Raw genomic sequence first — 26823 nt, 5'->3', positions numbered from 1 at the left:
CGTGCACCACAACCACACCGTGCGCTGGGAACTACCAGAGGCCTACGAGACCGGTGACGGCGTCGTGCGGTGGGCACGACTGGGCACGGGCGGAAGCCCGGTCGTCCTGGTCCACGGGACGCCCTATTCGTCGTTCCTCTGGCGCGACGTCGCCCCGGCACTCGCCCGGACGCGCACGGTGTACGTGTTCGACCACCTCGGCTACGGGCAGTCGGACAAGCACGAGGGCCAGGACCTGACGCTCACGACACAGGCCCACCGGTTCGCCCGGCTCCTCGACCACTGGGGTCTCGACGAGCCGAGCGTGGTCGCGGGCGACATCGGCGGTGCGGTCGTGCTGCGCGCCTACCTGCTCGAGTCGGCCCGCTACCGGGATCTTACGATCTTCGACGCTGTCAGCGGCGGGAGCTGGGAACGCGGCCTGTTCCGGCTGATACGCGAGAACCCCGAGGTCTTCGCCGCGCTGCCCGGCTACGCGCACGAGGCGCTCGTCGCGTCCCACCTGCGCAACGCCAGCCACCGTGGCCTCCGCCCGGACGTGCTCGAGGCCTACCTCGCGCCTTGGCGCGGGCCGGAGGGGCAGGCGGCCTACTACCGGCAGTACCGCCAGCTCGCCGAGGCCGACACCCGCCCATACGAGGATCTCCTCGGCACGATCACCGTCCCGGTGCGGCTGCTGTGGGGGCGGCACGACCGGATCCTGCCGCCCGAGTACGGCACCTGGCTCCACGACCGCATCCCGCACTCGACCCTGCACTGGATTGACGACGCCGGTCACCTGCTGCAGGAGGACGCCCCCGCCCGGCTGATCGCGCATCTGCTCGACGAGCTGCCGCCGGCCGCGTGAGTTGAACACCCCTCTGGTCTGGGAGAGAACACACCATGCCCGAGCTCAGCATCGGTACCGAGAACGGCAGCCCCGTCGAGCTGCACTACACCGACCAGGGCACCGGCAATCCCGTCGTCCTGATCCACGGCCGGCCCCTGTCCGGCCGCTCTTGGGAGACCAGGTCCCCGCCCTGGTCGACGCCGCGCCCCGGCGACCCGAACCAGTTCCCGCAGCGGGTGAAGCCCTCTCGTCGACCGCTTCCCATCACGGCGTACTCCGGCTCCGAGATCCACCAGAGGTGGACGTCCGCTCCCTGCTCCGTCCCTACGACTTCGAAGGGCCCCGCTACTCATGAACGACCGCACTAGCACCGTCCCTCCCGGCGTCGAGTACCACCGGGTACTGGCCGGCGACACCCGCCGCATCGGTCGTGGCCTGCCCGAGGTGTTCGACCCGGCGAAGCGACCGTGGATCCAGCCGGACAAGGCTACGGCCGAGCGCCTGGCGGAGGTGGTGCGGCGCTGTCCCTCGGGCGCGCTCCAGTACGAACTCGTGGAGGGCGAGACCGTCATCGGCTCCTTCGAAGAGAGACGCTGGTGTCCGGCCCCCTACGCAAGTCCACGAACCCAGGTGCTGAGCACCCGCTCGGTTCCACCGTGCGAGAGCCTGGATTTCTGGCACGACGCCGTGCTCGCGACCCTCGTGGGGATGGACATCGCCACCGACGGCCGCACCTATGACGCCGCCATGCGCACCGACCACCTGGGGGGCCTGCAGATCACCACGGTGGAATGCGACCCGGGCCGGGCCCACCGGTCGCCGCGCTTCATAGCCCGCGGCGACGGTCGGGACGTCTTCGTGGCGCTCCAGAGCACCGGCCGGGCCAGAGTCGAACAGGACGGTCGGACCACGGTGCTGCGAGCCGGTGACATCGGGTTCTTCGAGACCATCCGGCCCTTCCGCACCACCTTTCCCGAGCGCTTCCAGTTGAAGATCTTCGCGGTGCCGCGAGCCCTGCTCGGGCGGTCGGAGGCCGATCTGCGGCAGCTCACCGCGCGGGCCGTGCGCCCGAGCGGCGGTCTGCCCGCCCTGCTCACCCCGTTGCTGGAACGGCTGGCGGAGACCTCAGAGGCATACGCGACGCCGGTGGCGGAGCAACTCGCCGAGGGCGTCATCGACCTGATGGCGGCCACGGCGGCGGACCAGCTGGGAGAGGATCCCGCTGTACTGCCGGGTGCCGACCGGGTCCTGCTGCTGCGGATCAAGACCTTCATCCGCTGGCACCTGTCGGACTCCGGCCTGACCCCCCAGGCCATCGCCGATGCCCACAGCATCTCCGTCCGTTATCTGCACCGGCTCTTCAAGGCCGAGGGCCCCAGCGTGTGCCAATGGATCCGCGAGCTGCGCCTGCACGAGTGCCGCAGGGAACTCGCGGTACGGCCACCGGGATCTGTTGGCCTGGGCCAGGTTGCGCGACGCTGGGGTTTCACCAGTCCCGCCCGGTTCAGCAGGGCCTTCCGCAGGTCCTACGGCCTGTCTCCCACGGATTGGCTCGACCGAGAGCGTGCGGTCCGCGCGGCGGGAGAAATGCCGTGCTGACCGGTTTGCTGACTACTCCCGGCCACGGGGTGTCCTTTTCCACCCGGGACCTGGCTCCCGACGATCGCGCCGCGGCCTGGGAGCGTACGCTGTCACAGGTCTTCGTGGGCCTTGAGGTCGCCGTGGAGCGCGGCCGTCCGTGGACGGGCGAGCTGACCGCCGAGCGCCTGGGCGCTCTTCAGATCGCCACCGAGGAGTTCGGCCCGGGGACGATTCTGCGTAGCGCCCGGTCGGTGGCCGCCGACCACAGCACCCACATCCTCGTGCGTCTGCAACTGGACGGCAGCGCATTGCTGTTCCAGGACGGCCGCACGGTCGAACTCCGGCCCGGCCGCTTGGCGTTCCATGACGCGAGGCGCCCGTACCGGATCGTGCTGCCGCAGCGGCAGCGGGCCCGGATCCTCATGATGCCCCGGGCCCTGCTCCGGCTGGAGGAAGGGCAGCTGTCCGCACTGACGGCCACCGTGGTGGACGAAGCCGGTGAGGGCGCGGCGGCCCTGTTGCTGCCGCTGCTGTGCGGGCTTGTCGACGAGGTCATCAGTGCCCATGCGACCCGACGCGACGAACTCGCCCGAATCGCCGTGGAGATCCTGGCCACCCTGGCCATGGAAGCGGTCAGCAGGCGGCCCGCGCCGGCGCTGTGGGAGCGGATCACGGCATCCGTCCAAGCCCGGCTGCAAGACCCCGGACTCACCCCCCAGGACATCGCCGACCAGCACGGCATCTCCCTGCGCTACCTGCACCGGCTCTTCCAGATGCAGGGCACCACCGTCAACACCTGGGTACGGACGCGGCGGCTCGAGGCGGCACGCGAGGAACTCTCCCAGGACGGCGCGACCCACAGATCGATCGGGGCGGTGGCCGCACGCTGGGGCTTCACCAACCCCTCCCACTTCAGCCGGACATTCCGGGAAACATACGGGGTGTCGCCGGTGCAGTGGCGCGGTGAGCACCGAGAGAAGGCAAGACCCGGGACACTGTCAGCATGATCGCTCCCGTGCTCGGTGCCTTCCTCTGATGCGCCCTGATCTGCTGGAGGCGTCGTCGATCTGATCCAGCACAGCACCATCCGCGCACGCGGCCGCTACGCCGCATCTGGACGAGCGTCAGCGCCGGCTGGCCATAGGGGCGGAGTCGCGGTCGCTGGGGCATGGCGGGATCATGATCGTCGCTGCTGGCCCTGGCGAGCCGCGGGCGAGGAGCTGGAAGCGCCTCCAACCGAAGTCCATCATGGGCGGTCGTGGGGCCCATTCGGGCGGATGGCACCGTCGGCCGGGCGTGGCCGCGTGGCACGGGATCTTTGCTCCCTTACTCTCCGGCTGACTGACCAGCGGCATACGGATCTTCGGCCGGACGTTCCCGGTCGGGGCCCGCTCGTTTTCCTGGGGGAGGAAGTGACCCGGCCCACCAGGCGTTGTTCCGCGCCCTCCCGCATCGTCGTCGGTCTGCTCCTTGCCGCGCGCTGGTCCGCAGTCCGAGCTCGGTCGCCAGCTTCGCGACGGGCAGGGTCACTTGATCGACCAGGTCGGCGATCCACCGCATGGCCAGGCCCGGCAGGCAGGTGACCTTGCAGCCTGCGTCTTGAGCGACCGTGAGCGGGAGGGCGTGCCGGCGCGGCCGGTTCGCCACATCGCGTGAATCCGTGCGATCCGGGGGCGGCAGGGCTCGCCGGGCGTGCTCGTGTTCGCTGCCCGGCGAGCCGACCAGAGGTGGACGCCCGCTTCAGCGGGCGGTCGCCCAGGTGCGGTGCGTCCAGTCGGCGAAGCCGGTCCAGCGGATCTCCGGGTGAGCATCGTGGAGTGCGGGGATGTCGACGCGATAGCCGGGCCCGTTCAGGAACGCCCACATCGCGTGCATGTCCGGATTGCCGATGGACGTCAGCGGTACGTACTCATGGCGGACGTCCCGTCGCAGCGCTGCGCTGAGCGCGGCTGCCATCTGCGTGGGAGTGGGTGCGTCGCTGGCTAGTTCGATGCGCTGCTCGAGGTACGGGGCGGGGTTGAGCAGCACTTCCGCCGCGAACGCGCCGAGGTCGGGGCGGGCGAGCTGCTGCAAAGGCCGGTCGGGCGGCAGCGGCAGATCGAGAACGCCGTCGAGGATGCGCCGAGCTCCACCGAGCGCGTTGTCGAAGAAGTACGTCGGCCCCAGAATCGTGTACGGAACATCGCCCGCGGTCAGTTCCGCCTCGATGCGCGCCTTGCTCTCGAAATGCGGTACCCCGCTGTCCTGGTCGGCCCCGGCCACCGAGCTGAACACGAGATGCGGAACGCGCTCCTGCGCCGCGGCGGAGAGGATCGCCCGCCCCTGGCCCACCTCTGCCTCGACACCGGCTTCGAAGGGCGTGGTGAACGCGAAGACACCGGCCACCCCCTTCATGGCCGTGGCGAGCGACTCGCGATCGCTCAGGGAGCCCGCCACCACGTCGACACCCTGCTCGGCCAGTTGCCGCGCGGCACTTCGGCCGGGGTCGCGTACCAGCGCCCTGATTCGGGCTCCGCGACCCAGCAGCGCGTCGGTCACAGCCCCGCCCTGTCCGCCTGTCGCGGCGAGCACCAGGATCGGCCCATGCGTCATGGAAGAACTCCCTTTCCTGCAGAGGGGCATCAGATCCGAAGTCGGCCCCGACCAACTATGCGTCACGAACGACAGCGCACGATAACGACCCGCGCGAGAAGGGCGCTGAAGGGCTCGACCCGGTGCACGCACAGTCATGACGATCGTCCGACCGGCGCCTGGCGTTCCCCACCTCACACGATTGCCGGAAGAAGAGAGACCCATGCAGTTCGGCATCTTCACGGTCGGGGACGTGACGACCGATCCGACCACAGGCCGCGCTCCGTCGGAGCACGAACGCATCAAGGCGATGGTTGCCATCGCGCTCAAGGCGGAGGAGGTGGGCCTGGACGTCTTCGCGACCGGCGAACACACAACCGACCGTTCGTCCCGTCCTCGCCGACGACCATGCTCGGCTACATCGCGGCGCAGACGGAGAAGCTGCACCTCTCCACCGCCACCACCCTGATCACCACCAACGACCCGGTGAAGATCGCCGAGGACTACGCGATGCTCCAGCACCTCGCGGACGGCCGGGTCGACCTGATGATGGGCCGGGGCAACACCGGGCCGGTGTACCCGTGGTTCGGGCAGGACATCCGGCAGGGCATCAACCTCGCCATCGAGAACTACGCCCTGCTGCACCGCCTGTGGCGCGAGGACGTGGTCAACTGGGAGGGCAAGTTCCGCACCCCGCTGCAGGGCTTCACCTCCACACCCCGCCCGCTGGACGACGTACCGCCGTTCGTCTGGCACGGGTCGATCCGCTCGCCGGAGATCGCCGAGCAGGCCGCGCCTTTCGCCGATGCGGCCTTCGCAGTGGTCTCGCGCAGCGCCTCCGGCCTTATCACCACGCCCTTGCCGTCGACCGAGAGCACCAGCGCCGTGGCGTCGGTGCACGGGGCGGGCACCAGGGCGTCGTAGAAGGCGTCGATGTCCACCGCGGCGCCCACGGTCAGCTCCTGGACCTGCCGGTGCCCGATCCCGGCACCGGTGACAGCGTTGATCCGTGCGCACGCCTCGGCGAACGAGCCCCGGGATGCCTCGATCGCCGCGAGTCTGGCCAGCCCCAGACTGTGTATCCCCGTCGGCAGATTCAGCACCGCGTCGGCCGGGTGCAGATCGGCCACCTTGGTGCCGCGGTAGGCGATCCTGGTCACCGACACCTTCCCGAACACCGTCGCCAGGATCCTGGAGCGGCCCCGCTCGATCCGTGTGCGCTCCACGCCCACAGCGTCCACGACCTGCGAAAGCCGCTGCTCGGTCAGTGCCCGCAGCCGCAGGTGATCCTGGAACAGCTGCCGGGTCACTTCCCGCATCCGCGAGCCCAGCAGGTCTTCCAGCTGCGAGTGCGTCAACGCCGCCGCGTCGGCGGATTCCAGCTCACCGGTGACAGACTCGAACAGGCGGCGGGAGGCGGCGAACGCAGTCTCGGCGGCAGTCAGATCCGCCCCGCACCCGCCGCTCACCGCGCACCCGCCCGGGACGACAGCGTGAACAGCCCCGGCTCGGTCTCGGCCAGGATCTGGCGCTCGACCAGCCGCTTCAACTTCGACCGCATGCCCTCGACGTGGCCGGCCTGAGTCCCCAGACCCACGGCGGCGCACACATCCTTGCACCGCAACGGCCCCGGAGCCTCGGCGAACGCCACCAGGATCCGACGGTAGGCCGGCGAGGTCACCGTGGCGTCCCCGGAAGCCTCCGCAGCGAGCATCACCGGTGCCAGGTCCGTCAACGGCAACACCGCGGACTCCACGTTCCCCACCAAAGCCGCCGCACCGGGACCGTCGGCCAGCACCTCATCCACCGTCTGGCGCGTGATCTGCAGCCGAGACAGCTCCACCTCCAACCGCGACAACTCCTCGGACAACTCGGTGATTTGCTCGCGCAGCCGATCAGCCCGGCCACGAGCCGCTGCTTCCCTGGTCTCCAATGCCTCGATCAACGACGGCACTGCACCACCCACCTCAGCCAGCGCCCGCACCCGCAGCGGGCTCAATGCTGACGAAGGGAGGAGCCAGCAACCCCAGTCACGCCGCAAAGCCCGACGAATCACCCCAGCGAGGCACCCTCACAAGATCTGCACCCCACTGGAAACTTGCCTGCGGGACCTGGCGCTATCCGGAGGTCCAAGAGCCGGACCTGGCGTCGCCGGACTCCGGCGTACGCGTGCCTTGATCCGGCACAGTGGGGCCCGACGCGGCGTCGAATGCATGGGTCACCTCGGGCAGGGCCCCCGGCAGGAGCAGCTCACGAGCCTGCTCCTCGTAGCGGCGGTCGGTGGCTGTCAGACGGGTGTGGTGCTGTGCGCGGTGTTCCGCCCAGGAGGCGACCAGGTAGTTCTCGATGAAGCGTTCCGGGTCGTTGCCGTCCTGGTAGAGGCCCCAGGCAAGGGCTCCCGTACGGCGCCTGGAGCGCGCGACATGGTGCATGCGGTCCGTGAACTCGGCGCGGCTGTCCAGAGGGACGCGGTAGATGACTGAGATCAGGACCGGCCCGTCGGTCTCGCCCGCTTCGAACACCAGGGGAGGAGTGGGCCAGTGGTCGGACGGCGAGGGATCGATGCCCTCGGCATCGTGCAGGGGCCACCGCCGTACGCTGGCGGCACTCAGCAGCATCACGGCACCGGCGACCAGGAGGCAGGCGGTGAGCCCGAGCCAGTCGGCCACCGCACCCCACAGGGGCGCCGCCAGCGCCTGACCGCCCTGGAAGACCAGGAGATAGACGGCGAGCCCACGAGCCCTGACCCAGCCCGGAAGCCGCGTCTGCACGGCTGCGTTGAGCGTGGACAGTACACCGATCCAGGCGAGACCCGCGGGTAGCAGGGCGACCGTCACCAGCCACGGTGTTCGGACCGTGCCCAGCACTGCCAGGACACCGGCGAACCCCAGCGCGCCGGCGGCGAGGGTGCCGTTGGCCCCCAGCACGCGGTGGATGCGGGGCAGTGCGAAGGCTCCCGTCACCGCCCCCGTGCCGACTGCCGCCAGCAGGAGTCCATATCCACCCGAGCCCAGGCCGAGGGAGCGGCTCGCGCTCAGTGGCAGCAGTGCCCACAGGGCGGCGCCGCCGGGGATGAACAGGAGCGTACGCAGAAGGACACGGCGCACACCGGGGGCGTTCCACACATAGCGGCGGCCGGCGGACAGGGCGGCCAGCAGCGGTTCGCTCTCCGCGGCGGGGGAGGCCGTCTCCGGGCGCCGCCACATCATGAGGACAGCCGCGATGCCCAGGTAGGAGGCCGCGTTGAAGGCGAAGACCCATCCTACGCCCGCCGCCGCGACCACCGCCCCGCCGAGTGCCGGGCCGACGGCTCGAGCCAAGTTCATGTTCACCGCGCCCAGCGCCGCCGCCTGACCGAGTAGGCGGCGCTCCACCAACTCCGGCTGGATTGCCTGCCAGGCCGGTCCCATCAGCGCAGTGCCGCACCCCAGAAGGAAGGTGAGGACGAGCAGCACTTCCGGCGTGAGCGCGTCCGTGAACGCCAGCACGGCCAGCGCACCGGACACCGCGAGCATCACGAACTGCGCGGCCAGCAGCACCGAACGCCTGTCGAAGCGGTCGGCGACGACCCCGGAGGGCAGGGCCAGCAGCACGACGGGAAGACTGGAGGCGGTCTGAACGAGCGTCACCAGGGCGGCACTGTCCCCGACCAGAAGCCACTGGGCGCCGACCGTCTGCATCCAGCTGCCGATGTTGGAGACCAGCTGGGCGATCCACAGTGCCCGGAAAACGCGCGCCGCGAGCGGCGCCCACGGGGACTCTGATTCCGCGGGTACTGGTGGTGACGGTGGTGGTGCGGCGCTCATCGGATCTCCTTGCCACTCCTCGCGTGACGTCGTCGTCGTGCCGGAGGCCCCCTGGACGAGGAGGCCTCCGGCACTTCATGCGGCATCCCGCGGCCGGTCGGTCCCGTTCCGTCAGGACGGCGGCCGGATCCAGGCGGCGTCGACGGCCGACAGGCGGTGCGTGATCACGGAGGTGAGCACGGTCAGCAGCAGGGCCAGGCCCAGGATGAGCACGAGATGACCGTGCAGGAGGAGGACAGCTCCGACGAAGGCTCCGAGGAACATGGCCAGCACGGACAGGATCCGGCGGCCGGATCGCGGCGCCGCACCGCCGGCCGGGGCGGAGTCCGCGGCCAGCCCCGCCAGAGTCAGCGTCAGCACGGTCGTGGTGAGGTCTGGCACACCGAGGCGCCGGGCGACCGCGTTCTGCAGGCCCATACCGAGCCCCAGCAGCACGATCAGCGTGTACTGGACACCAGTGGTGACCCGGCCGCCGCCGGCCGCGGCGACCGCCACGGTGACGGCGACCAGGACCGCCTGCACGCCGGTGGCCGCCGTCAGCAGGCGTCCCCGGTGCGCCGCGAACCGGCTGCCGAGCCTGCCCCCGGCGAGGGCGCCCAGGAGGAACGCGGCCAGCGCGACGACGGAGGCGGACGCGGAGAGGCCCGCGGCGCCCGCCAGCGCGAACGCCAGGAAGATCACATTGCCGGTCATGTTGGCGACGAGGACGTGCCCGAGACCGAGAAAGCTCACCGCGTCGATCAGGCCCGTGACCACCGTCAGCGTCAGCAGCAGGGGAGGCAGCGGGCCGTGGCGTTCCCCTCGGGGCGGCACGAGCGTGCGGCCGGCGTCACTCAGCAACTGGCGCATGGGGCGTTCCCTTCGGTGTGGCCGCTTCCGGCGCGGCGGGCGAGCGGCGCAGCACGACGCGGGCGAGCAGTCCGCTCATCGGGCCGGCCAGGATCGCCGCGACGACCAGCCACAGCGGCCAGGGGCTGGCGCCGAGGGCGTGGTCGAGGGACCACTGGCCGGGTCCGGTCAGAGCCAGCGCGGCGGAGACGATGACCAGGACCAACGGGTACTCGTAGCCGTCGTTCTGTACCCACAGTCCCTTGGGCCACTTGACGGTGCCCGCGACTGTCATCACCCCCATCGCGGCCATCGCCGCCAGCGGCGTGAGCAGACCGGCGGCCAGGAACAGGCCGGCGCCGATCTGACTGCCTCCCGCGACGATCGCGGTCAGCCGGCCGCCGCGGAAGCCGTCGTGGCGGAACTCCTCGGTTCCGCCTGCCAATCCGTTGCCTCCCAGCCGGAAGCTCATCTTCTGCACTCCATGGCCGGCGATGAGGAGCCCCACCGCCACCCGGAGCACCAGCAATCCAGCGTTCATCGTTTCCCGCCTGTTCCTGACATCCGTCCTTGGCGCTGTTCGACCGGCGCGGGATCAGCCCGCCGCGTGCGCACCGATGACGGCCTGCGCGTAGAGGATGCCGAGGCCGTACGCGCCGCCGTGCTCCTTCACCACGTCCGTCACGGCCGCGTATGTCTCCGTGCGGGCCCAGTCGCGCTGGAGCTCCAGAAGCACCTGCATCCAGGTGACCGGGACCGCGCCGGCCTGGACCATGCGCTGCACTGCGTGGTCGTGGGCCTGCGGGCCGACGCCGCCGGAGGCGTCGATGACCACGTATATCTCGTAACCCTGCGCGAGGGCGGAGAGCGTGGGCAGCACGACGCAGACCTCGGTCCACAGGCCGGCGATGACGAGCTTCTTGCGGCCCGTCGCCTTGACCGCCTCGACGAACGCGGGGTCCTCCCAGGCATTCATCGAGGTGCGGTCGATGATCTTGTAGTCGGGGAAGACGGCCGGCAGTTGCGGCATGATCGGGCCGGAGAAGGACTCGGCGGCCACGGTGCTCAGGACGACGGGGACATCGAACACCTTGGCTGCCTTGGCCAGGCCCACCGTGGCGTTGATGATCGCGGTCCGGTCGCCGCTGCCGGTGCCGAAGAACATCTGCGGCTGGTGGTCCACGAACAGCACAGCGCAGTTGTCGGGTGTGATCAGGTCGGGGCTGGGAGCTGCGGTGACCTGGGTGATGTCGACCATGAGGGTGCCTTTCCATGGGAAGCGGCGCGGACGGGGCGTCGGCGCCGGAGTGAAACCGTCCTGTGACGGGGCTGGAAGGGGCCCGGGCGGGGCCGACTCAGGGCCCGGCCCCGCCCAGGAGTTCTAGAGGGCGAAGCAGGGATCGAAGGGCGTTGCGGTGGCCGGGACGAGACCGCGGGCGACGCGCCACGCGCGGTGCTGCTCGGCCTCGGCGACGGCCTCGCCGAGCGACTCCGCCTGGCGGACGCCCGAAAGGCCCTGCCGGGACGCCTGGTAGCCGCCGAAGTGCGCCACCGGGCTCCAGACGGGGCTGATGGGCGGCAGTTCCTCGTCGAGGCCCTCGTACTCGGCGGCCGCGTAGACGATCCGGCCGCCTGTGACGGTGAGCAGCGACTCGATGTGGGGGATTTCCGGCTCAGGCACCGTGAAGTAGTCCTCGGACAGGACAGCCAGGTCGCCGTAGTACCCCGGGCGCAGAACGCCCTTGACGTCCTCCTCGCCGGTCAGCGCGGCGCCGGCACGAGTGAACATCGTCAGCGCGGTCTGCCGGTCGACACGGTTGGTCCGCGGGCGGAGCACCAGGTCACCGACGCTGCGGCCGCTGACCAGCCAGTGCAGGGCGACCCAGGGGTTATACGTGGAGACCCGGGTGGCGTCAGTGCCGGCGGCCACGGTCAGCCCGCGGTCCAGCATGGCCCGGATCGGCGGAGCGTCCGCGGCGGCTCCGGGGCCGTAGCGGCGCAGGAACGCGTCGCTCTGGAAGGACAGGCGGTTCTGCACGGACATGGCTCCGCCGAGGGCGGCGACGCGGTCGAGGCTGTCCGGGGAAGCGGTCTCCGCGTGATCGAACAGCCAGCGATTCCCGGCCGGGAAGAGCCCCTCCGCGGCCAGCTTCTCGAAGACCGCGAGATCCCGGCGGATGGTCCCGTCATACGTGGCGTGCAGCCGGAATCCCCAGCCGTTCTCCATGAGAAGACGTACCGCCTTCTCGAACTCCGCCTCGTAATCGGGGGCGAGTTCCGGACGTGGCTGGGCAAAGTTCTCGAAATCCGCCGCCGCCCAGGTGAGATTCTCTCCCGCGCCATTGAGGCGCAGCCATGCATCCCCGTCCTCGGGCCGGGTCATTTCGATCCAGCGGGTGAGGTCGGCTATCTCCTGGCCGGCCGTCTGCGGGAAGAGGTGGTAGGCGATCCGCAGCGACAACTGGCCGGTCTTCGCCAGTTCGGTGACGATGCTGTAGTTGTCGGGGAAGTTCTGGAATCCGCCGGCGGCGTCGATGGCAGAAGTCAGTCCGAACCTGTTCAGTTCACGCAGGAAATGACGGGTCGAGGTCTTCTGGTCCTCGCCCTGGAGCACCGGCGCCTTGGCCAGGGTCGAGTAGAGGATGAGGGCGCTGGGTGCGGCCAGCAGCATGCCCGTCGGCTCCCCGTCCCGGCCGCGTACGATCTGACCGCCCCTGGGGTCGGGGGTGTTCCTGTCGAATCCGGCGGCCTTGAGCGCCGCTCGGTTGAGGACGGCCGACTGGTACAGGTGCAGCACGAATACGGGGGTGTCCGGGGCCGCGGCGTTCAGCTCCGCCACGGTCGGCAGCCGCCGCTCGGCGAACTGCTCGGCCGACCAGCCTCCCACCACCCGCACCCACTGTCCCTTGGGCGTGCGCGCGGCCTGCTCACGCAGCATCGCCAGGCCCTGACGCAGCGTGGGCACCCCGTCCCAGCGCAGTTCCAGCACGTAGTTGAGGCCGCCGCGAATGACATGCAAATGGGAGTCGTTGAGGCCCGGGACCACCCGCCGGCCGAGGGCGTCCACCACCTTGGTGACGGCACCGACGTGCGGGGCCACGTCCATGTCGTCGCCGACGACGGTGATGACACCGCTCCTGACGGCGAGTGCCTCGGCGTGCGGGCGGTTCGGGTCTCCCGTATGGACCTTCGCGTTGCGGACGACGAGGTCCGCAGCTTCGTCGGTGGCTTGGGGAACCAGTCCGCCGACCGGCATTGCTGACACGTGAGTACAACCCCTTCCGTGAGGAACGGCTTCCAGATGTCCGCTGTACGGGATGTCGGCGGACGGAGGATGCGGGAACGCATGTGTGTTCGTCCGTCACGCTAGGCGCGGCGGACGCCGTTGCTTGTTCCCTCAGCGCACTGGATGGTTCCGCACAGTGCACGGGATTCCCGTGCCGTCGATCAGGGACCGGGGCCGGACGACTTCCGTGCACTGTGGGGACATCGGTGGTGCGCTCGCGGGCAACGAGTGCCTGTCAGCCGGCTTTAGCGTGGAAGTCGGCGGCACCGGAGCATTCGGCACATGCTTCCCGGGCCGCGGGCCGGAAGAACCGGCGTCCCCAACACAATTCCAGGAGATTCGCATGTCCGATGCCGTTGCGCCGGTTCAGCCCGTGCTGGAGCCCGCGGCAGCCGCGTTCGCGGAGGCGACCGCCAACCCGCCGTACCTGTTCGATCTGGCCCCGTCGGAAGGGCGCAAGGCCGTCGACGAGGCGCAGTCGGGCGACATCGAGAAGCCGGCGATCGACGAGGAGTGGATCACCGTCGAGGGCGGTCCTACGGGCAGTGTCCGGGCTCGTATCGTCAAGCCCGCCGGTGCCGAGGGCACCCTTCCGGTGATCCTCTACATCCACGGTGCCGGGTGGGTGTTCGGCAACGCCCACACCCACGACCGTCTGGTGCGCGAACTCGCCGTCGGCGCGAACGCCGCCGTGGTCTTCCCCGAGTACGACCTCTCGCCCGAGGTCCGCTACCCCGTCGCCATCGAGCAGAGCTTCACAGTCGCGCGGTGGGTCGTGGAGCGGGGCGCGTCCAGGGGACTCGACGGTGCGAGGCTGGCGGTGGCCGGGGACTCCGTCGGCGGCAACATGACCGCGGCGCTGACCTTGATGGCCAAGGAGCGCGGCGGCATCGCGCTGGTGCAGCAGGTGCTGTTCTACCCGGTGACCGACGCGAACTTCGACACCGGCTCGTACCACCAGTTCGCCACCGGCTACTTCCTGCGCCGGGACGGCATGCAGTGGTTCTGGGACCAGTACACGACCGATGAGAACGAGCGCGCCCAGATCACCGCGTCCCCGCTGCGGGCCACTGTGGAGCAGCTGAAGGACCTGCCCCCGGCGCTGGTCATCACCGGCGAGGCCGACGTGCTGCGCGACGAGGGCGAGGCGTACGCCAACAAGCTGCGTGAGGCAGGCGTGCCGGTCACGGCCGTGCGTTTCCAGGGCATCATCCACGACTTTGTCATGCTCAACGCTCTGCGCGGGACCCACGCGGCCGAGGCCGCCATCGCCCTGACCGTCCGCACCCTGCACACCGCCCTGTACGCCGTCTGAGTCCGAGGAGACAACGCACACATGACCACCTCCGTGCCCACGGTCGTCCTGGTCCACGGCGCGTTCGCCGACGCGGCCAGCTGGTCCGGGGTCATCGCGGAATCGCAGGGCCATGGCATTGCCGTGATGGCCCCGCCGGACCCGTTGCGTGGCCTTGCGGCCGACGCCGCTTACGTTGCCTCCGTTGCCTCCCAGATCGATGGTCCCGTCGTACTGGTCGGCCACTCCTACGGCGGTGCGCTCATCACCGTGGCCGGCACCGCCGACAACGTCGTCGGGCTGGTCTACGTGGCCGCCTATGTCCTCGAGGAGGGCGAGAGTCTCGGTGAACTTCAGGGCCGCTTCCCCGCCTCGCCGCTGGTGAGCAACCTCAAGCAGTGGACCTATCCGGTCGCGGACGGGGCCCTGCTGTCGAGGTCACCATCGCCGAGGAGGTCTTTCCGTCGGTCTTCGCCGCCGATGTGCCGGCGGAGGTCACGAAGGTCCTCGCGACGGCTCAGCGGCCGCTCGCCGCCGCGGCCTTCGGAGAGACAGCCACCGCCGCCGCATGGAAGGCCAAGCCGTCCTGGGCACTGGTGGCCGGCGCGGACCAGGCCATCAACCCCGAGGTGGAGCGCTTCGCCGCGAAGCGCGCAGGGGCGACCGTCGTCGAGATCGAGGGCGCGTCGCACGCCGTCGCCGTCTCCCGTCCCAAGGAGGTCGCGGATCTGATCCGCGAAGCGGTACGCGCGACGAGCTGACAGGCGGTAGGGACAGGTATGCGGAACACTCCCCGCACCGCGTCCGTGCGGCTCGGTCGTCGTGCCTCCCGGACCGCACGGGTCGCGGGCAGCGATCTCAGTTGCCGGGCCTTGAAATCTGTAACCTGGCGGGCGGTGAACCGCGCGCCGCTCCGAGGGTGGGGATGCCTCTTCGGTGCAATGCCCGCCAGAGGGCCTCGCTCGGGTGTGGTTGGCTCAAGCTCTGCCGGACGGTTCGAGCCCTCGGGGCCGCCGACGATGAAAACCGCCCGAATCCGACATGAACCAAGTACTTCAGGAGCCAGCTTGTCCCGGAGCCACTCTCGCAAGTTCTCTCGTTCTGAGACCACACGGGCTGAGGCCTTCAGCGATGGTGTGTTCGCCATTGCCGTCACGCTTTTGGCCCTCAATCTCGCTGGTCCGCCGCACAAGCCGGGCGGCCTTGGCCAGGCTTTGCTGGCTCAGTGGCCCGCCTACCTCGGCTACCTGGCGTCCTTCGGCTATGTTTCCGTGATCTGGCTCAACCACCACCAGGCCTTCGTGCGTATCAGGGCCATGGACCGCGGACTACATGCCGCCAACCTGTTTCTCCTGCTCACCACGGCGGCGCTTTCCTTCCCCACCGCGGTGGTCGCGGACGCACTGCAGGCCGACCCCACGGGCTCCGACGCGCGGGTGGCCGTCGCTCTCTACGCCGGCCTCGCCGCAGCGATGTGCCTGAGCTGGGTGGCCTTCTACCAACAGGTCGCCCGCCGACCCGAGTTGCTCGACCCTGATGTGGAGGACACGTACGTGCGGCACGGACAGCTTCGTTCCTGGGCTGGAGCCGCCGCCTACACCGTCGCCGGCCTCCTTGGGGTGTTCGTCGCACCGTTGCTGGCGATCGCGGTGTTCGTAATGCTCCCTGTCTTCTACTTCGTCACCAGCGAAGGTTTGCCCGGTGGCCGGGACGGCTCTCCTGATACAGGACCGCATGCCGACGAGGGAGGTCGTGGCGGTGCGGTCTGACGCGTCCTGACACTCGGTGGCACGGTGTCGGCCAGGCGGGCGGTGTCATACGAGCGTCCGGCTCCCTGGATCAGCTGAGGTGTCCCGCTTCGCGTTTCGACTGGTGCGTCGGGCCAGGCGCGTCACGCAGGTTCCCCTGGACATGGCTCTGCCAGGGTCCGGCGCCTCCAGGGACGCGTATGGGCCACTCGAGAGGAGAGTGGCCGTAGAAGCTGCCAAAGAACCAGACACCTTCCGGCGCAAAGTCGCGGAAGTGGCCGACGCGCAGCAGCGTGGCGATCTCGCCTTGGAGATACAGCCCGACGGTCTCCTGACCATGGTCCTCGCCATGGGCCCAGGCGTGGTTCCGGGCCGCCGTCGGCCGCGCCCCGGTCTTTTCGGCGTGGGTCGGGCACCCGGACGGCGCGGCCGTCATCGACGACACCGCACGCTCCTTCGGCCGGCTTCGGGAGCAGGTGCTGACGCGGCTCGGCATCCCGTCCGCCGATATCGGGTCGGTGGCGCCCGGGCCGGAACGGCCCCGTGTCCCCGGGGGCGAGAGCGGGGATTCCGCCGGGCCCCGGGACTCAGCAGCTGCCGGGACTGACGAGGCGTACGACGACGCCCCGGGTGAGACCCTGCCAGCAGGCTGGATGGAGCTCCTGCCGGAGGACCCGGTACGGCTCGGTCGGTTCCGGCTCCGTGCACGCAGTGCCCACGGTTGGCCCCACCTGACGATGTACCTGGCCGAGGACGAGGACGGCACCATCGCCACGGTCCGGGCGCCGGTCATGCTGCATACCCGCGGCCCGGGAACCGCACGGGACCTCGTCCGGACGGAAGCCGAGTGCCTGACGCGCATGCAGGGCACGCATGCCCCCGCACTCCTCGGCGTGGCGACGCTCACCACAGGGGAGCTGCCGTGGGTCGAGGCGAGCTGCGTCCACCGCCGCGCAGACGCCCCGTCCTCACCGCCCGCACCGAACCTGCGCGCCGTCCTCGACGAACACGGGGGAACGGTCCCGGAGGAGCTCTTCTTGAGCATCGGGCTGGGCCTGACGGAGGCCGTTGCCCTCGCCCACTCCCGGGGGCTCGTGCACGGCTCGCTCTCACCCCTGGCCGTTCTCGTGACCGACCGCGACGTCCGGCTGGTCGGTTGGGCGACCGCGACCGCGACCGTCGACGGAGTCGACAGTGCTCACCGCGACGTGCTGCCCCTCAGCGACACCTACCTGGAGGCGGACGACGACGGGCGGTCGCCCACGCCGCAGAGCGATGTGTACGCCGTCGGGGCGCTGTTGCTGGCCCTAGGTTCAAGTCATGTTGTCCCGACTCGTGAGAGTCGCAGGTCAGGGCCGGTTCGGAGACATCCGAACCGGCCCTGACCATACTTGGGGGGCCGGCGCTCTTGACCGGCGTCAGCGGGTGGGAGCGCGGCGCGTCCCCGGGCACAGAACCCGTCGCCCTACTGGGCGAGCTGCTTGGCCCGCTTCGGCGTGCGGGTGGCCATGTAGAGGGCCACACCCCAGCCGATGAGCGACGCCCCGAAGACGACGTTGATGAGAAGGATCAACCACCGGTCTTTCGCATCACGCGCGAATGCCAGGTACGAGGGCAGCAAATAGACGACCCCGAGGGCCACCACGACCAGCACTGTCAGCAGACTGTCCATGTTTCAGCGCACTCCCATTGATTTTCACCGTGTCCCTGCGCACTGTATCGGGGCGAGGCACGCAGGTGTCGACGGAGACCGGCGACGGTTCCGGCGCGTCAACTACCGCACACCGAAAGGGAACTGGCCTCCGGGTGGTCGTGCGCCGATGTGAAGAGCCCCTTCGGCTCCGGTCGGCTCCGGGCCCTGTGGTCTGCCGTCCGTACGTGGACCCGCTGATCGCCGAAGACCCTTTCCGCGTAGGCCCGTACCGCCCGACCGCCCGCCTCGGTGCGGGCGGTGTGGGCCGCGTGTGTCTTGCGCGATCCGAAGGCGGACGGACCTCAGGTCCGGTAGTGGTCGTCGAGGGGGACGCGTGCCTCGTCGAAGAGGGCCGGGCCGTGCTGTTCCACCGTCGGTCAGGTACCCGACTCCGGGTTGAATTCGACGAGTTGCTCGGTGGACAGGGCGTAGACGACTTGGCCGAGACCGGACCGGGCGATGCCCCGGCGCACATGGTGCGCGGCCGGCAGCTGGTGTACCTGGTGGTGCGTGCGGCGGTGGCGGCATCGAGCTCGCGGGCGGCCCAGCGGGTGAGCTTCAGTTCCGGGTGGGCGCTGATGTCGTCGTCGCGGCGCACCGTGTTGTGGGCCTCGACGAGAAGCGTGCCGTCGGGGCCGGCCGGCAGCGAGCCGTACGGCGCGTCGCCCAGGGTGAGGGCGTGGGCGGCGACGGCGATGCGCGCCGCAGAAGGTTCTCGTCGGCGGTCGTGATCATGACGGTGTGCTCCAGTGCGTGGCCACGGCGGTGAGTGCCCGCCAGGCCTCGTGGGGCCGACGGGTCTCCTGCGGATCTCCGTGGTACGGGTCGAGGACCACGGTGTCGGCGCCCAGTCGGCGAAGCTGCTCGAGATCGCCGAGGATCTGCTCGAGGGTGCCGACGCCCAAAGGCCGTTCGGGGTCGTCGACGGGGGCGGCGGTCAGCCGCAGCGCGATGCGGGGCGCGACGGCCCGCATCGAGTGGTTCGCCAGGGCCGAGCGCAGCTGGGGAATGCCGACCCGCAGTGGATGCCAGGCGTCCCCGAACCGTACGGCGCGCCGGATCGCGGCCTCACTGTTGCCGCCGACCCAGACGGGAATCGCAGGGGCGCCGTCCCCGGTCTCCGCGTGCCAGGTGTCGCGCAGGACGGCCAGGTGCTCGTCGGTCAGTCTGCCGCGCGCGGAGAACGGCACGCCGAGCGCCTCGTACTCCTGGCGTGACCAGCCGACGCCCACGCCCAGCACGAACCGGCCGCCGCTGATGTGGTGGAGGTTCGTGGCCATGCGCGCCACCAGCAGCGGATGCCGGAGGGGCAGGAGGAGTACGGTCGTGCCCAGCCGCAGCCGGGTGGTGACGCCGGCCAGCCAGGACAGTGCGGTGAACGGTTCGTAGAACGGCTCCGGGTACCGCTCGGCCACGTCCGGGGTGACGGCCACGTGATCCGACATCATGAGGAGGTCGAAGCCGAGCCCCTCCACGGTCCGTGCCCACTCGCGAAGAACGCCGGGATCGGTCCCGGGCCCGAAGTTCGGTACGTTGACGCCAAGTTTCATGCCTCGAAGCTATACCGGTGATCCGGCATCACGGAACCGACTTCTCCCTGTTCTGAATGCGTTCTCCCGTGAATCTGCCGGTAGGGTCGCGGCGTGACCGTTAACCTTGATGATGTCGACTGGGCGATCCTCGAGCTGCTGCAGCAGGAGGCGCGGATCTCCCTCAGCGAGTTGGGCCGACGGGTGGGCCTCAGCTCCTCGGCCACCACGGAACGGGTGCGGCAACTGGAGGCGCAGGGCGTCATCACCGGCTACCACGCGGTGGTCGACCTGGCGAAGGTCGGCTACCCCGTGCTTGCCCTCGTCCGCCTGAAGTACCCGGGCAACCGCCATCAGCCGTTGCGCCAACTGCTTGCCGGGCGACGGGAGATCCTGGAGTGCCTGCGCACCACCGGCGACGACTGCTACACCCTGAAGGTGTCGGCGACCTCCATGGGGCATCTGGAGACGCTCATGGACGAGCTGGCCGGTCTCGGCAGTACGACGACCAGTGTGGTCTACAGCCAGACGATGCCTTTTCGGGGACCCGTCCGGCCGTGACCGGCGGCGGACCGCGACCGGTGGGCGGGCGATCGCCCCGGGGCGGCCTGTGGGCAGCCGACCGGCTGGCGCTTTCCTGTACGTGGCGTGGGCCGGGAGTCGGTCACCCTCCCCGGACAATGGCGCTTACAGACTGCGGCAGAACCGGTACTGTCGGGCCATGCCGTTCGCGCCCGCATACCTGCATCTCGTCTTCCCCGGCACGGAGTTCGAGGCCCTCCTCTACGGAAGGGCGTCACGCGACCCAAACAAGCAGGGCTCCAGCGTGACGGACCAACTGGTCGCCGGCCGGCGCCTCTGCCAGGACTACAACTGGCCGGTCTACGAGGAGTTCAAGGATCTTGGCCTCTCCGCAGCCCGCGGTGCCAGGACACGCGACGACTTCGAGGACCTCCTCGAGGCAATCGAGGCGGGCCCCTCCCGCCCCGGCGTGACCCGCATCGTCGTCGCCTTCGAAGCCAGCAGGTACTACCGCGACTTGGAAGCGTACGTCCGGCTCCGCAACGCCTGCTTCAACGCTGGCGCCCTCCTCTGCTACAAGGGCAAGGTCTACGACCTCAGCCTCAGCGAGGACCGCAAGGCCACCGCGATGGACGCCATCGCCGCAGAGGGCGAAGCCGACGACATCCGGGACCGGAACCTCCGCACCGCCCAGCGGACCGCAGCAGCAGGCGACCCTCACGGTCGGCTCCTGTTCGGCTTCGCCCGCGACTACGAGGTCGTCAATGGCCGCCTCCGCTGCGTCCGCCAGTACGAGGACCCCGTCACTGGCCCGTACGTCTTTCAGGCCATCGAGCGCATCGACGGTGGGCACTCCGTCGGGTCCGTCGTGCGCTGGCTCCGCTCCGAGGAGGGCGCCACCCGGCCTGACGGCAAGCCGTGGGTCGCCATCACCGTCCGCCGCATGCTCCAGAACCGGGCATACCTGGGGGAGCGGCTCCACCGCGGCGAATGGCGGAAAGCGTCCTGGGCCCCGATCAAGGGACTCGATACCCCTGCGGGCCGGGCCATGTTCAACCGTGTCGCGGCCAAGCTCTCGGACTCGAGCCGGCGCATGACCCGCGGTACGGAGCCGGTACACCTGCTGACCCACATTGGACTGTGCGGGCACTGCGGCGACCACGCTCCGCTCCTGGCCGCCCGGGTGGGGGACAGACAGGTCCTGCGGTGCGGGGAGAAGAAGGACGTGAGCGTCAGCGAGGCCTGGCTCGACGCCTTCGTGGAGGAGGCGGTCATCGCCTGGTTCGCAGACAAGGCGAAGGCGACCGCGGCTCTGGTCGCGGACGATGGCGACACCGAAGAGAAGGTGGTCACGGCTCAGCGGCGCATCAACGGGTACGAGGAGCAGCTGGCCGAAGCTCGTGCGCTGGCGGAGGACTTCGACGAGGAGACGGGCCGCTTCAAGCTGTCTGCGGGCTCTCTCGCGTCGCTGGAGCAGCGGCTGCTGCCGAAATTGGAGGTTGAGCAGAAGGCGTTGCGGTCTCTGACGGGTGTCTCGCCGCTGGTTCTTTCGCTCCTGAACGCGCCGGATCCGGATGTTGTGTGGAACGGCCGCAGCGACGACGGCGGCCGGGGAGTGCCTGAGCTGACGCTGGGGCAGCGGCGGGAGGTGATCCGGGCGGTGGTGACGGTGCGGTTGGTCAAGTCTCGTCGCACGCCGATGGGCGGTGTCCGCGGGACGGACGATAGCCGGGTGCAGTTGGCGTTCGTGGGGGAGCCGGGGTTCAGGGACCGGCTGCTTCGTGCTCCCGAGTCCGGTCCTGTTCCAGCGCCTCGGGTTGCTTCTGCGGGAACTTGAGGAGGTTTCCGCGGGGCGGTCGGGAGCGTTTGAGCATGCCGGCGCGTTCCATCTCGACGCCGGTCTGGAATGCCTCGCTGAGTTCTTGGGCGCGGCTGCCCTCGAATTCGGCCTGCATTTTTTCGCGTTCGACGGTGAGGGTGGCGGTGAGGCGGGCGCGGTCGGCGGCCATGTCGCGGGTCAGGCGCCCCTGTTCGTTCTCCAGGGCAGCTTGGGCAGCGAAGTAGCGGGAGCGTTCGCCTTGGGCTTCGCGCTGTGCGGCGGCGAGGACGCGCCGCTCGTCGCTGGTGTCGCAGACCCAGCGGCGCACGAAGGTGAGGCTCCCGAGGGCCAGTCCGGCCATGACGAGGCAGGCTCCACCAATAGAGCCTGCCACGTTATCCCTTGAGGTGTTCTGCACAATCACGGCGAATCCGCAGATCAGGATGCCTATTGCTGTTGCGACTGCGGCTTTGTTGCTGGCCGTGAGACCCATGCACACCCCCGGGTATTACGCCTGTGCTGTCGCGCCTCCGGGGGTGTCGGCGTCGTCAGCGTCGTCGGTCGTGAGCTTCTCGACCACAGCGAGGAATGTGTATCGCCCCACGTCGTCATGGATGCCCAGTCGCTCCGCCGCCTCCTCCGGAGTGATAGATCCCGACCTTACCTGTGACCGATTGGTTTCGGACAGTGTCTGCTGAGACTTGAGGTACTCGGGCGGTAGGACGTTGGCGGCGACGAGTAGGTCGACGGGGTCCTTGTCGATGGCTCTGGCCAGGGCGGGGAAGAACTTGACGTGGGGGATGCCCTCGCTGTTGAGGAGTCGAGAGACGGTGCTTTTGTTCATGCCGGTGTCGGCTACCAGCCGTTGCTGGCCGCCGTATGCGGCGTAGCCGGCCTCTTCGAGGGCGGGGAGGACGAGCGCGAAGAAGGCCTTGCGCTGGGGGGCATCCGTCATGTCTGAGCACTTTACTTCCCTGGAGAGGGAATAGTCACTACTTCCCTCACGCGGGAAAGCGGCCATTCGGCCACTGACCTGCGTTAATACTGGTCACACTAGTTATAGAACGCGCGTACGAATACGCTCCCACCCTTCCCTCATGCGCACATTCCCTTGCCAGGGAGGGAATGTGTATGGTCTAGTTTCCCTCGACAGGGAAACCATCTCGCTACCTGCGAAGGGAGGGACATCCGCGTGTACCGACTGAACATCCAGAAGCTCCTCGACGCCGCCTGGCGACGCGGCGACAAGAAGCCGTACGCCATCGCCAAGCGAACCGGACTCAACACGTCCTCGACGTACCGGATCCTCGCCGGACAGACGCAACCTGACTTGAACTCGGCGCTACGACTCGCACACGCATATGACCTGGACATTCGTACCGTCATGGACCTGGTCGACGACGAGGAAGAAGAGCCCGTCGGAGCCGTCGCATGACCCGCGAAGAGCGCCGCGCGATTCTCGGCGACGGGGTCATCGCCCGCATCCGTGAGCGCGTCGCGCAGGCCCCGGAGCCGAGCGACGAGGTCGTGGAGGTGCTCCGCCGGATCATGACGCGCCCTGGGGGCGCGGTCCCGGTGCCCCGGCCGATCTCGGCGTCCTGGCCGGCCGCGAAGGCCGCCTGACCCCATCTACGCCGAAGGGCCGCCCGCTTGTCCGGCTCGGCGACCCCACGACTCGGCGACCCCATCAACCATCGAAAGAGAGGTCCCCGTGACCGCAGAGATTACCCAGCCCTCCACCTTCCAGGAGCGGCAGGCCGCCCGGGAGAGCAACGAGTTCTCCTACCGCAGCACCGTCGACTACCACGGTCTCCTGTCGGTGCACGTGGCCGCGCAGGCCACGCACTCGGCGGTGTTGGTGACCGCGACGAACATCGACGTGCTGGCCGAATGGCTGTACGTGCAGGGCGGCACGGTGACGACGACGGACCTGCCGTCGGGTCAGACGGTGTGGACGTTGCACACGACGACGTGGACGGACTCGCCGGTGAAGTTCCCGGTGGTGCCGGTGCACTTGTCGGTGGTGTTGCCGTCGGGTGAGTCGGTGATGCACGAGATCCGTGCGGCGGTGGCGGCATGAGCGGCTCGATCCGCGGCGTGGCGACCGGTGTCTTCCGCATCATCGCCGAGGTCGCCAACGCTGACGGCGCCGGGGACGCCAGCTACGCCTCTGGCCGCGTCGGCTACGCCCTGGAGGAGTACGGCTACGAGGCCACCGTGTGGGTGGACGCCGACGCCGGCGATGAGCTGGCCGCGTTCCGTGCCCTGGAGTTGGGTGCGCTCAACGGACGGGTGTCGGCGTCGTGCATCGAGCCGGGGCATCCGACGTGGCTGCGGGCGCCGGATGACACCCGGGGCTGCCCGTGGTGCCGGATCGCCGAGTTGGAGGCCGAGGAGGAGCGGGCCGCCGCTCACACCGAGCATCTGGCCACCACGTTGGTCGCTCGCACTGAGGACCTGATGGCCCCCGAGCTGGAGGCCGCGCAGGGCACCGTGTACCGGGCGTCGCACGACTCGATCGTGATGGGCCTGTACACCACCCGCGAGGCCGCGATGCACCACTGCGAAGCCGCCATTACCCGGGACCCGTTCTTCCGTACCTGCTCGTTCTTTTGGGCCGAGAACGAAGACGGCGGCGTCTGGAGACTGACCGCCGAGTCCACCCGCGACGCGAAGAGGGCCACCGACTACCGGGTCACCGCGCTCGAGGTCGCCTCCGAGTACGACGAGGAGGCGGACGAGTGAACGCCGCGACGACCACCGAGTGGGGCACCGCCTTCGCGGTCGGCGTCGCCGCGTTCCTGCCCGGCGCCCTGCTCATCCTCGCCCTCGACCACACGCCCACCCTCGCCCCGGCCCGTACGGCCGTGGCCCGGGTGTGGCTGGCCGTGGCGCTCCGCATCTCCACCATCCCGACGGGGGACAACCGATGAACCGTCTTCGCCTGATCTTGCACCGGCTGCTCCGGCGGCCGGCCATCACCGGCCCCTACCGGCTGTACGTCCGTCCCATCCCCACCGGGGCCATGCTCGACCTGGAGCACTACCTGGTCGCCGTAATCGAGACGATCACCGACAACCCGGGTCTCATGGATCTGCTGGTGGAGATCGAGGAGGACCGGAGGAACGCCCGCGCTCATCGGCACGACGGATGGGAGCCGGAGGAGCTGCTCGTCGAGAAGCTGACGCTGGCCCTCGGCTACGAGGTGCCGGTGTACGGGCCGCAGGTGGCTGCTCTGGCGGACCGGCTGCGGGCGTGCGCTCCGGTGGCCGTGGCCGTCCCGGCGCAGCGTGAGGGTGGTGCTGCCGCATGAGCGCCCGCGACAAGATCCTCAGCACCCTCCGCCCCGGCAGCGTCATCCCGGGCCTGCTCGACACCTACCGCACCGAGGTGCTCGCCGAGGTCGCCACGTGGCTGGTGAAGAAGGCCCGTGAGTTCCGGGCCGAAGGCCAGACCGTGCAGAGCGACACCGCCTCAATCCTCGCTTCGAAGGTCGAGCGTGGTGCGGTCCGTCCCGACAACCTGCGGATGCTGCCCGCCGACTTCTTCGAGCCCGGCCGGACTTACACCGTCAATGAGCCGTTCGCGGCCCCCGAGATCCGGCCCCACTTCCAGTGCGTCGCCGTTGCCATCCACCCCACCACCGGGAAGCGCCGCGCGTTCGGCTTCGAGCAGCGGACGGCGAACGCTCCGTGGACGTCCGCGTCTCTCCGGGATGAGGAGTGGGCGGACGGCTGGGTCGACGTCACTGAGGCAGGTGCCGTATGAGCGCCGCCATGGAGCTGCACGTCGCCCTCTCCCTGCGGCTCGACGCGATCGAGGCGTACCGGCTGGCGCACGCCTACCGCGACGAGGTGCTCGCCAAGGCCGCGGCCGACACCGTCGAGGCGTACCCCGGCGAGTTGGCCATGCTGCACGGCCTCATCGCCACACTTCGCGCCGTCGCCGACCACGGTGACCTGACCGACGTGCGGAAGCTCCTCGACGAGCACCAGCGCGACGACGCCCAGGCCCGCGCCGAGGGGAAGAGCAGCCGCACACCGGCCGACGCCACCGCCCGGCAGACCCAGCTCCTCACCGAAATCCGTCTCCAGGGCGGCCGCTGGAAGGCCGGCCGCGCCCACCGCGCCCTCACCGACCTTGGGTTCGAGGTCAGCAAGGGCACGGCCGGTCATGACCTGGCCCAGCTGGCTGCGGGCTACCTCGTGCGGCACGACGAGCCGGGCGTCACCTACTACACCGTCCCCCGCCAGACCAGCACGAAGGGCGGTACTGCCTGATGCAGACGAGCACGACGGTCGGGGCCACTCAGGCCCCGGCCGCCGGCCGCCGGGTCACACCCACCGGCCGGCTCATCCTCCCCGCCGACGCCGACCGCACCGACTGGCTCACCGCCCGCCGCAACGGCATCGGCTCCAGCGACGTCCCCGCCCTCCTCGGCCTCGTCGACCAGAAGCCACCCCTCGCCGTCTACTACGACAAGACCGGCCACGACATCGACAATGCGGGCGAAGCCGCCTTCTGGGGCAACGTCCACGAAGAGCCCGTCGCCCGCCACTGGGCCATGCGCAACCGCTCCGTCATCCGCCGCGTCGGCCTCGTCGCCCACGAGACCCACCCGCACTGGATGACCACCCTCGACCGCCGCGTCACCGAGTGCCCCCTCACCGAGGACCGCACCCCGTGCGCGCTGGAGGTCAAAACCCGCTCCGCTTTCAAGAACGCCCAGTGGCACGCCGGCGCCCCGGACGATGTCCTCGCCCAGATGCTGTGGCAGATCGTCGTCAACGGCTACGAGCACATGCACTTCGCGGTTCTGATCGGCGGCAACGAGTACCACCAGGGCACGGTCCGCGCCGACCAGTACACCGACGTCATCGACGACATCACCACCGCCGTCGACAAGTTCTGGACCGAGCACGTCCAAGCCGAGGTGCCGCCGGAGCCGTCCGGGGACGGCGAGGCCCTCGCGAAGATGTTCCGCCGCCTCCATCCCACCCGTACGGGCGCCGTGGACGTCGACATGCACACCGATGCCCTCGACGCGCTCCTCGCCTACAACCGGCACCAGCGCGAGGAGTCCGCGGCGAAGAAAGCGAAGGCCGCCGCGAAGGCTCGAATGATCGCAGCCCTCGGTGGCGCCCAGCAGGCCCTGCTCGGCGGCGAGCGCGCCTACTCGCTGGAGCCCACGAACGCGGCTCCGAAGGTCGATCTGGAGCAGCTGGCCGAGCGCTGGCCCGACGCCTACGACGCCTGCGTCACGCCGAATCCGACCGAACGCATCGACATCTCCAAGGCCTTCAAGGGGGGCATCTGA

At 69.7% G+C, this 26823-nt stretch carries 30 protein-coding genes and 4 pseudogenes; 21 read left to right on the top strand and 13 right to left on the bottom strand.

Translation table 11 applies throughout. The features are described 5' to 3' along the window. Nucleotide 1 precedes the first annotated feature (1 nt). Genes ACFYQA_RS08685 through ACFYQA_RS08670 form a run of 4 tightly spaced genes read left to right on the top strand, consistent with a single transcriptional unit; the run spans nt 2 to nt 3417 of the window. Nucleotides 2-847, top strand: a complete 846-nt coding sequence (locus tag ACFYQA_RS08685; protein ID WP_388913530.1) for an alpha/beta fold hydrolase — start codon at nt 2-4, stop codon at nt 845-847. Between the two features lie 35 nt (nt 848-882). Further along, a complete protein-coding gene (locus ACFYQA_RS08680; RefSeq protein ID WP_388913527.1) occupies nt 883-1197 on the top strand; it encodes a hypothetical protein in 315 nt (104 codons plus the stop codon). After that, on the top strand, nt 1181-2428 hold the full coding sequence (locus tag ACFYQA_RS08675; protein WP_388913524.1) for a helix-turn-helix domain-containing protein: 1248 nt from the start codon (nt 1181-1183) through the stop codon (nt 2426-2428). The genes ACFYQA_RS08680 and ACFYQA_RS08675 overlap by 17 nt, the downstream gene beginning before the upstream one ends. Before the next feature lie 29 nt (nt 2429-2457). Then, entirely contained in the window at nt 2458-3417 is a 960-nt protein-coding gene (locus tag ACFYQA_RS08670; RefSeq protein ID WP_388913521.1) for a helix-turn-helix domain-containing protein, read from the top strand. Between the two features lie 440 nt (nt 3418-3857). Here ACFYQA_RS08670 and ACFYQA_RS08665 read toward each other — a convergent pair. Then, nucleotides 3858-4033: pseudogene (locus tag ACFYQA_RS08665) on the bottom strand (IS110 family transposase); the annotation flags it as partial. Between the two features lie 117 nt (nt 4034-4150). Beyond that, nucleotides 4151-5002 (bottom strand): NmrA/HSCARG family protein, encoded by an 852-nt coding sequence (locus ACFYQA_RS08660; protein WP_388913518.1) that lies wholly within the window; start codon nt 5000-5002, stop codon nt 4151-4153. A gap of 202 nt (nt 5003-5204) precedes the next feature. Here ACFYQA_RS08660 and ACFYQA_RS08655 point away from each other — a divergent pair. After that, nucleotides 5205-5797: pseudogene (locus ACFYQA_RS08655) on the top strand (LLM class flavin-dependent oxidoreductase); the annotation flags it as partial. A 649-nt stretch (nt 5798-6446) separates the two neighbouring features. On the opposite strand, the gene ACFYQA_RS08650 reads toward ACFYQA_RS08655, so the two are convergent. From ACFYQA_RS08650 to ACFYQA_RS08625, 6 genes are all read right to left on the bottom strand, one after another. After that, nucleotides 6447-6935, bottom strand: a complete 489-nt coding sequence (locus ACFYQA_RS08650) for a hypothetical protein (RefSeq protein WP_388913515.1) — start codon at nt 6933-6935, stop codon at nt 6447-6449. A 163-nt stretch (nt 6936-7098) separates the two neighbouring features. After that, nucleotides 7099-8787 (bottom strand): MFS transporter, encoded by a 1689-nt coding sequence (locus ACFYQA_RS08645; RefSeq protein WP_388913512.1) that lies wholly within the window; start codon nt 8785-8787, stop codon nt 7099-7101. A 111-nt stretch (nt 8788-8898) separates the two neighbouring features. Then, complete coding sequence (locus tag ACFYQA_RS08640) at nt 8899-9636, bottom strand: DUF1275 family protein (protein WP_388913508.1); 738 nt, start codon at nt 9634-9636, stop codon at nt 8899-8901. After that, entirely contained in the window at nt 9617-10156 is a 540-nt protein-coding gene (locus tag ACFYQA_RS08635) for a DoxX family protein (protein ID WP_388913505.1), read from the bottom strand. The genes ACFYQA_RS08640 and ACFYQA_RS08635 overlap by 20 nt, the downstream gene beginning before the upstream one ends. A gap of 54 nt (nt 10157-10210) precedes the next feature. Continuing rightward, nucleotides 10211-10873, bottom strand: a complete 663-nt coding sequence (locus tag ACFYQA_RS08630; RefSeq protein ID WP_388913502.1) for a hydrolase — start codon at nt 10871-10873, stop codon at nt 10211-10213. Between the two features lie 123 nt (nt 10874-10996). Then, entirely contained in the window at nt 10997-12871 is a 1875-nt protein-coding gene (locus ACFYQA_RS08625; protein WP_388913620.1) for an amidohydrolase, read from the bottom strand. 373 nt (nt 12872-13244) lie between these two features. Between ACFYQA_RS08625 and ACFYQA_RS08620 the strand changes: the two genes are divergently transcribed. From ACFYQA_RS08620 to ACFYQA_RS08600, 5 genes and pseudogenes are all read left to right on the top strand, one after another. After that, complete coding sequence (locus ACFYQA_RS08620) at nt 13245-14216, top strand: alpha/beta hydrolase (RefSeq protein WP_388913499.1); 972 nt, start codon at nt 13245-13247, stop codon at nt 14214-14216. 93 nt (nt 14217-14309) lie between these two features. Then, nucleotides 14310-14956, top strand: a pseudogene (locus ACFYQA_RS08615) (alpha/beta hydrolase). Between the two features lie 306 nt (nt 14957-15262). Beyond that, complete coding sequence (locus ACFYQA_RS08610) at nt 15263-15964, top strand: TMEM175 family protein (RefSeq protein ID WP_388913496.1); 702 nt, start codon at nt 15263-15265, stop codon at nt 15962-15964. A 142-nt stretch (nt 15965-16106) separates the two neighbouring features. Then, nucleotides 16107-16550: a hypothetical protein gene (locus tag ACFYQA_RS08605; protein WP_388913493.1), complete on the top strand. Its 444-nt coding sequence runs from the start codon at nt 16107-16109 to the stop codon at nt 16548-16550. Between the two features lie 46 nt (nt 16551-16596). After that, entirely contained in the window at nt 16597-17328 is a 732-nt protein-coding gene (locus tag ACFYQA_RS08600) for a hypothetical protein (protein WP_388913490.1), read from the top strand. Between the two features lie 80 nt (nt 17329-17408). On the opposite strand, the gene ACFYQA_RS08595 is transcribed toward ACFYQA_RS08600, so the two are convergent. The 3 genes and pseudogenes from ACFYQA_RS08595 to ACFYQA_RS08585 all read right to left on the bottom strand — a co-directional run bounded on the left by ACFYQA_RS08595 (nt 17409) and on the right by ACFYQA_RS08585 (nt 19186). Beyond that, complete coding sequence (locus ACFYQA_RS08595; protein WP_388913487.1) at nt 17409-17615, bottom strand: superinfection immunity protein; 207 nt, start codon at nt 17613-17615, stop codon at nt 17409-17411. Nucleotides 17616-17938: 323 nt separating this feature from the next. Further along, nucleotides 17939-18371: pseudogene (locus tag ACFYQA_RS08590) on the bottom strand (nucleoside deaminase). Further along, nucleotides 18368-19186, bottom strand: coding sequence for an LLM class flavin-dependent oxidoreductase (locus ACFYQA_RS08585; RefSeq protein WP_388913484.1), 819 nt, complete (start codon nt 19184-19186; stop codon nt 18368-18370). Before ACFYQA_RS08585 ends, ACFYQA_RS08590 begins: the two are co-directional and overlap by 4 nt. 93 nt (nt 19187-19279) lie before the next feature. Between ACFYQA_RS08585 and ACFYQA_RS08580 the strand changes: the two genes are divergently transcribed. Beyond that, nucleotides 19280-19726 (top strand): Lrp/AsnC family transcriptional regulator, encoded by a 447-nt coding sequence (locus ACFYQA_RS08580; protein ID WP_388913481.1) that lies wholly within the window; start codon nt 19280-19282, stop codon nt 19724-19726. 160 nt (nt 19727-19886) lie between these two features. Next, a complete protein-coding gene (locus ACFYQA_RS08575) occupies nt 19887-21524 on the top strand; it encodes a recombinase family protein (RefSeq protein ID WP_388913478.1) in 1638 nt (545 codons plus the stop codon). On the opposite strand, the gene ACFYQA_RS08570 is transcribed toward ACFYQA_RS08575, so the two are convergent. Together ACFYQA_RS08570 and ACFYQA_RS08565 are read right to left on the bottom strand one after the other, a co-directional pair. Then, the gene (locus ACFYQA_RS08570; RefSeq protein ID WP_388913475.1) at nt 21451-21999 is read right to left on the bottom strand and encodes a hypothetical protein; all 549 of its coding nucleotides are present in this window, start codon (nt 21997-21999) and stop codon (nt 21451-21453) included. The two genes, ACFYQA_RS08575 and ACFYQA_RS08570, sit on opposite strands and share 74 nt — an antisense overlap. 15 nt (nt 22000-22014) lie before the next feature. Next, entirely contained in the window at nt 22015-22461 is a 447-nt protein-coding gene (locus tag ACFYQA_RS08565) for a hypothetical protein (RefSeq protein ID WP_388913472.1), read from the bottom strand. A gap of 237 nt (nt 22462-22698) precedes the next feature. Here ACFYQA_RS08565 and ACFYQA_RS08560 point away from each other — a divergent pair, with 237 nt between their 5' ends. The 9 genes from ACFYQA_RS08560 to ACFYQA_RS08520 all read left to right on the top strand — a co-directional run bounded on the left by ACFYQA_RS08560 (nt 22699) and on the right by ACFYQA_RS08520 (nt 26823). Next, nucleotides 22699-22941, top strand: a complete 243-nt coding sequence (locus tag ACFYQA_RS08560) for an XRE family transcriptional regulator (RefSeq protein ID WP_388913469.1) — start codon at nt 22699-22701, stop codon at nt 22939-22941. Further along, nucleotides 22938-23129 (top strand): hypothetical protein, encoded by a 192-nt coding sequence (locus ACFYQA_RS08555; protein ID WP_388913466.1) that lies wholly within the window; start codon nt 22938-22940, stop codon nt 23127-23129. Before ACFYQA_RS08560 ends, ACFYQA_RS08555 begins: the two co-directional genes overlap by 4 nt. A gap of 88 nt (nt 23130-23217) precedes the next feature. Beyond that, nucleotides 23218-23586 carry a hypothetical protein gene (locus tag ACFYQA_RS08550; protein ID WP_388913463.1) on the top strand — a complete coding sequence of 123 codons (369 nt, stop codon included), beginning with the start codon at nt 23218-23220 and terminating at the stop codon, nt 23584-23586. After that, a complete protein-coding gene (locus ACFYQA_RS08545; protein ID WP_388913460.1) occupies nt 23583-24251 on the top strand; it encodes a hypothetical protein in 669 nt (222 codons plus the stop codon). The genes ACFYQA_RS08550 and ACFYQA_RS08545 overlap by 4 nt, the downstream gene beginning before the upstream one ends. Next, entirely contained in the window at nt 24248-24439 is a 192-nt protein-coding gene (locus ACFYQA_RS08540) for a hypothetical protein (RefSeq protein WP_388913457.1), read from the top strand. The genes ACFYQA_RS08545 and ACFYQA_RS08540 overlap by 4 nt, the downstream gene beginning before the upstream one ends. After that, on the top strand, nt 24436-24819 hold the full coding sequence (locus ACFYQA_RS08535; protein ID WP_388913454.1) for a hypothetical protein: 384 nt from the start codon (nt 24436-24438) through the stop codon (nt 24817-24819). The genes ACFYQA_RS08540 and ACFYQA_RS08535 overlap by 4 nt, the downstream gene beginning before the upstream one ends. Further along, nucleotides 24816-25274, top strand: a complete 459-nt coding sequence (locus ACFYQA_RS08530; protein WP_388913452.1) for a hypothetical protein — start codon at nt 24816-24818, stop codon at nt 25272-25274. Before ACFYQA_RS08535 ends, ACFYQA_RS08530 begins: the two co-directional genes overlap by 4 nt. After that, the gene (locus ACFYQA_RS08525) at nt 25271-25786 is read left to right on the top strand and encodes a hypothetical protein (RefSeq protein WP_388913450.1); all 516 of its coding nucleotides are present in this window, start codon (nt 25271-25273) and stop codon (nt 25784-25786) included. Before ACFYQA_RS08530 ends, ACFYQA_RS08525 begins: the two co-directional genes overlap by 4 nt. Further along, the gene (locus tag ACFYQA_RS08520; RefSeq protein ID WP_388913447.1) at nt 25786-26823 is read left to right on the top strand and encodes a YqaJ viral recombinase family protein; all 1038 of its coding nucleotides are present in this window, start codon (nt 25786-25788) and stop codon (nt 26821-26823) included. Before ACFYQA_RS08525 ends, ACFYQA_RS08520 begins: the two co-directional genes overlap by 1 nt.

The organism is Streptomyces sp. NPDC005774, assembly GCF_042871645.1.
GTDB lineage: Bacteria > Actinomycetota > Actinomycetes > Streptomycetales > Streptomycetaceae > Streptomyces > Streptomyces pratens.
Note: the sequence above shows the minus strand (reverse complement) of the source record. Positions and strands in the feature narration are given on the sequence as shown.

What these genes read in the sequence shown, in the direction of transcription:
- ACFYQA_RS08680 (WP_388913527.1), top strand. Translation starts at nt 883, where the DNA reads ATGCCCGAGCTCAGCATCGGTACCGAGAACGGCAGCCCCGTCGAGCTG.
- ACFYQA_RS08675 (WP_388913524.1), top strand. Translation starts at nt 1,181, where the DNA reads ATGAACGACCGCACTAGCACCGTCCCTCCCGGCGTCGAGTACCACCGG.
- ACFYQA_RS08660 (WP_388913518.1), bottom strand. Translation starts at nt 5,002, where the DNA reads ATGACGCATGGGCCGATCCTGGTGCTCGCCGCGACAGGCGGACAGGGC.
- ACFYQA_RS08645 (WP_388913512.1), bottom strand. Translation starts at nt 8,787, where the DNA reads ATGAGCGCCGCACCACCACCGTCACCACCAGTACCCGCGGAATCAGAG.
- ACFYQA_RS08640 (WP_388913508.1), bottom strand. Translation starts at nt 9,636, where the DNA reads ATGCGCCAGTTGCTGAGTGACGCCGGCCGCACGCTCGTGCCGCCCCGA.
- ACFYQA_RS08635 (WP_388913505.1), bottom strand. Translation starts at nt 10,156, where the DNA reads ATGAACGCTGGATTGCTGGTGCTCCGGGTGGCGGTGGGGCTCCTCATC.
- ACFYQA_RS08630 (WP_388913502.1), bottom strand. Translation starts at nt 10,873, where the DNA reads ATGGTCGACATCACCCAGGTCACCGCAGCTCCCAGCCCCGACCTGATC.
- ACFYQA_RS08625 (WP_388913620.1), bottom strand. Translation starts at nt 12,871, where the DNA reads ATGCCGGTCGGCGGACTGGTTCCCCAAGCCACCGACGAAGCTGCGGAC.
- ACFYQA_RS08620 (WP_388913499.1), top strand. Translation starts at nt 13,245, where the DNA reads ATGTCCGATGCCGTTGCGCCGGTTCAGCCCGTGCTGGAGCCCGCGGCA.
- ACFYQA_RS08605 (WP_388913493.1), top strand. Translation starts at nt 16,107, where the DNA reads ATGGCTCTGCCAGGGTCCGGCGCCTCCAGGGACGCGTATGGGCCACTC.
- ACFYQA_RS08600 (WP_388913490.1), top strand. Translation starts at nt 16,597, where the DNA reads ATGGAGCTCCTGCCGGAGGACCCGGTACGGCTCGGTCGGTTCCGGCTC.
- ACFYQA_RS08595 (WP_388913487.1), bottom strand. Translation starts at nt 17,615, where the DNA reads ATGGACAGTCTGCTGACAGTGCTGGTCGTGGTGGCCCTCGGGGTCGTC.
- ACFYQA_RS08585 (WP_388913484.1), bottom strand. Translation starts at nt 19,186, where the DNA reads ATGAAACTTGGCGTCAACGTACCGAACTTCGGGCCCGGGACCGATCCC.
- ACFYQA_RS08575 (WP_388913478.1), top strand. Translation starts at nt 19,887, where the DNA reads ATGCCGTTCGCGCCCGCATACCTGCATCTCGTCTTCCCCGGCACGGAG.
- ACFYQA_RS08570 (WP_388913475.1), bottom strand. Translation starts at nt 21,999, where the DNA reads ATGGGTCTCACGGCCAGCAACAAAGCCGCAGTCGCAACAGCAATAGGC.
- ACFYQA_RS08565 (WP_388913472.1), bottom strand. Translation starts at nt 22,461, where the DNA reads ATGACGGATGCCCCCCAGCGCAAGGCCTTCTTCGCGCTCGTCCTCCCC.
- ACFYQA_RS08555 (WP_388913466.1), top strand. Translation starts at nt 22,938, where the DNA reads ATGACCCGCGAAGAGCGCCGCGCGATTCTCGGCGACGGGGTCATCGCC.
- ACFYQA_RS08545 (WP_388913460.1), top strand. Translation starts at nt 23,583, where the DNA reads ATGAGCGGCTCGATCCGCGGCGTGGCGACCGGTGTCTTCCGCATCATC.
- ACFYQA_RS08535 (WP_388913454.1), top strand. Translation starts at nt 24,436, where the DNA reads ATGAACCGTCTTCGCCTGATCTTGCACCGGCTGCTCCGGCGGCCGGCC.
- ACFYQA_RS08530 (WP_388913452.1), top strand. Translation starts at nt 24,816, where the DNA reads ATGAGCGCCCGCGACAAGATCCTCAGCACCCTCCGCCCCGGCAGCGTC.
- ACFYQA_RS08525 (WP_388913450.1), top strand. Translation starts at nt 25,271, where the DNA reads ATGAGCGCCGCCATGGAGCTGCACGTCGCCCTCTCCCTGCGGCTCGAC.
- ACFYQA_RS08520 (WP_388913447.1), top strand. Translation starts at nt 25,786, where the DNA reads ATGCAGACGAGCACGACGGTCGGGGCCACTCAGGCCCCGGCCGCCGGC.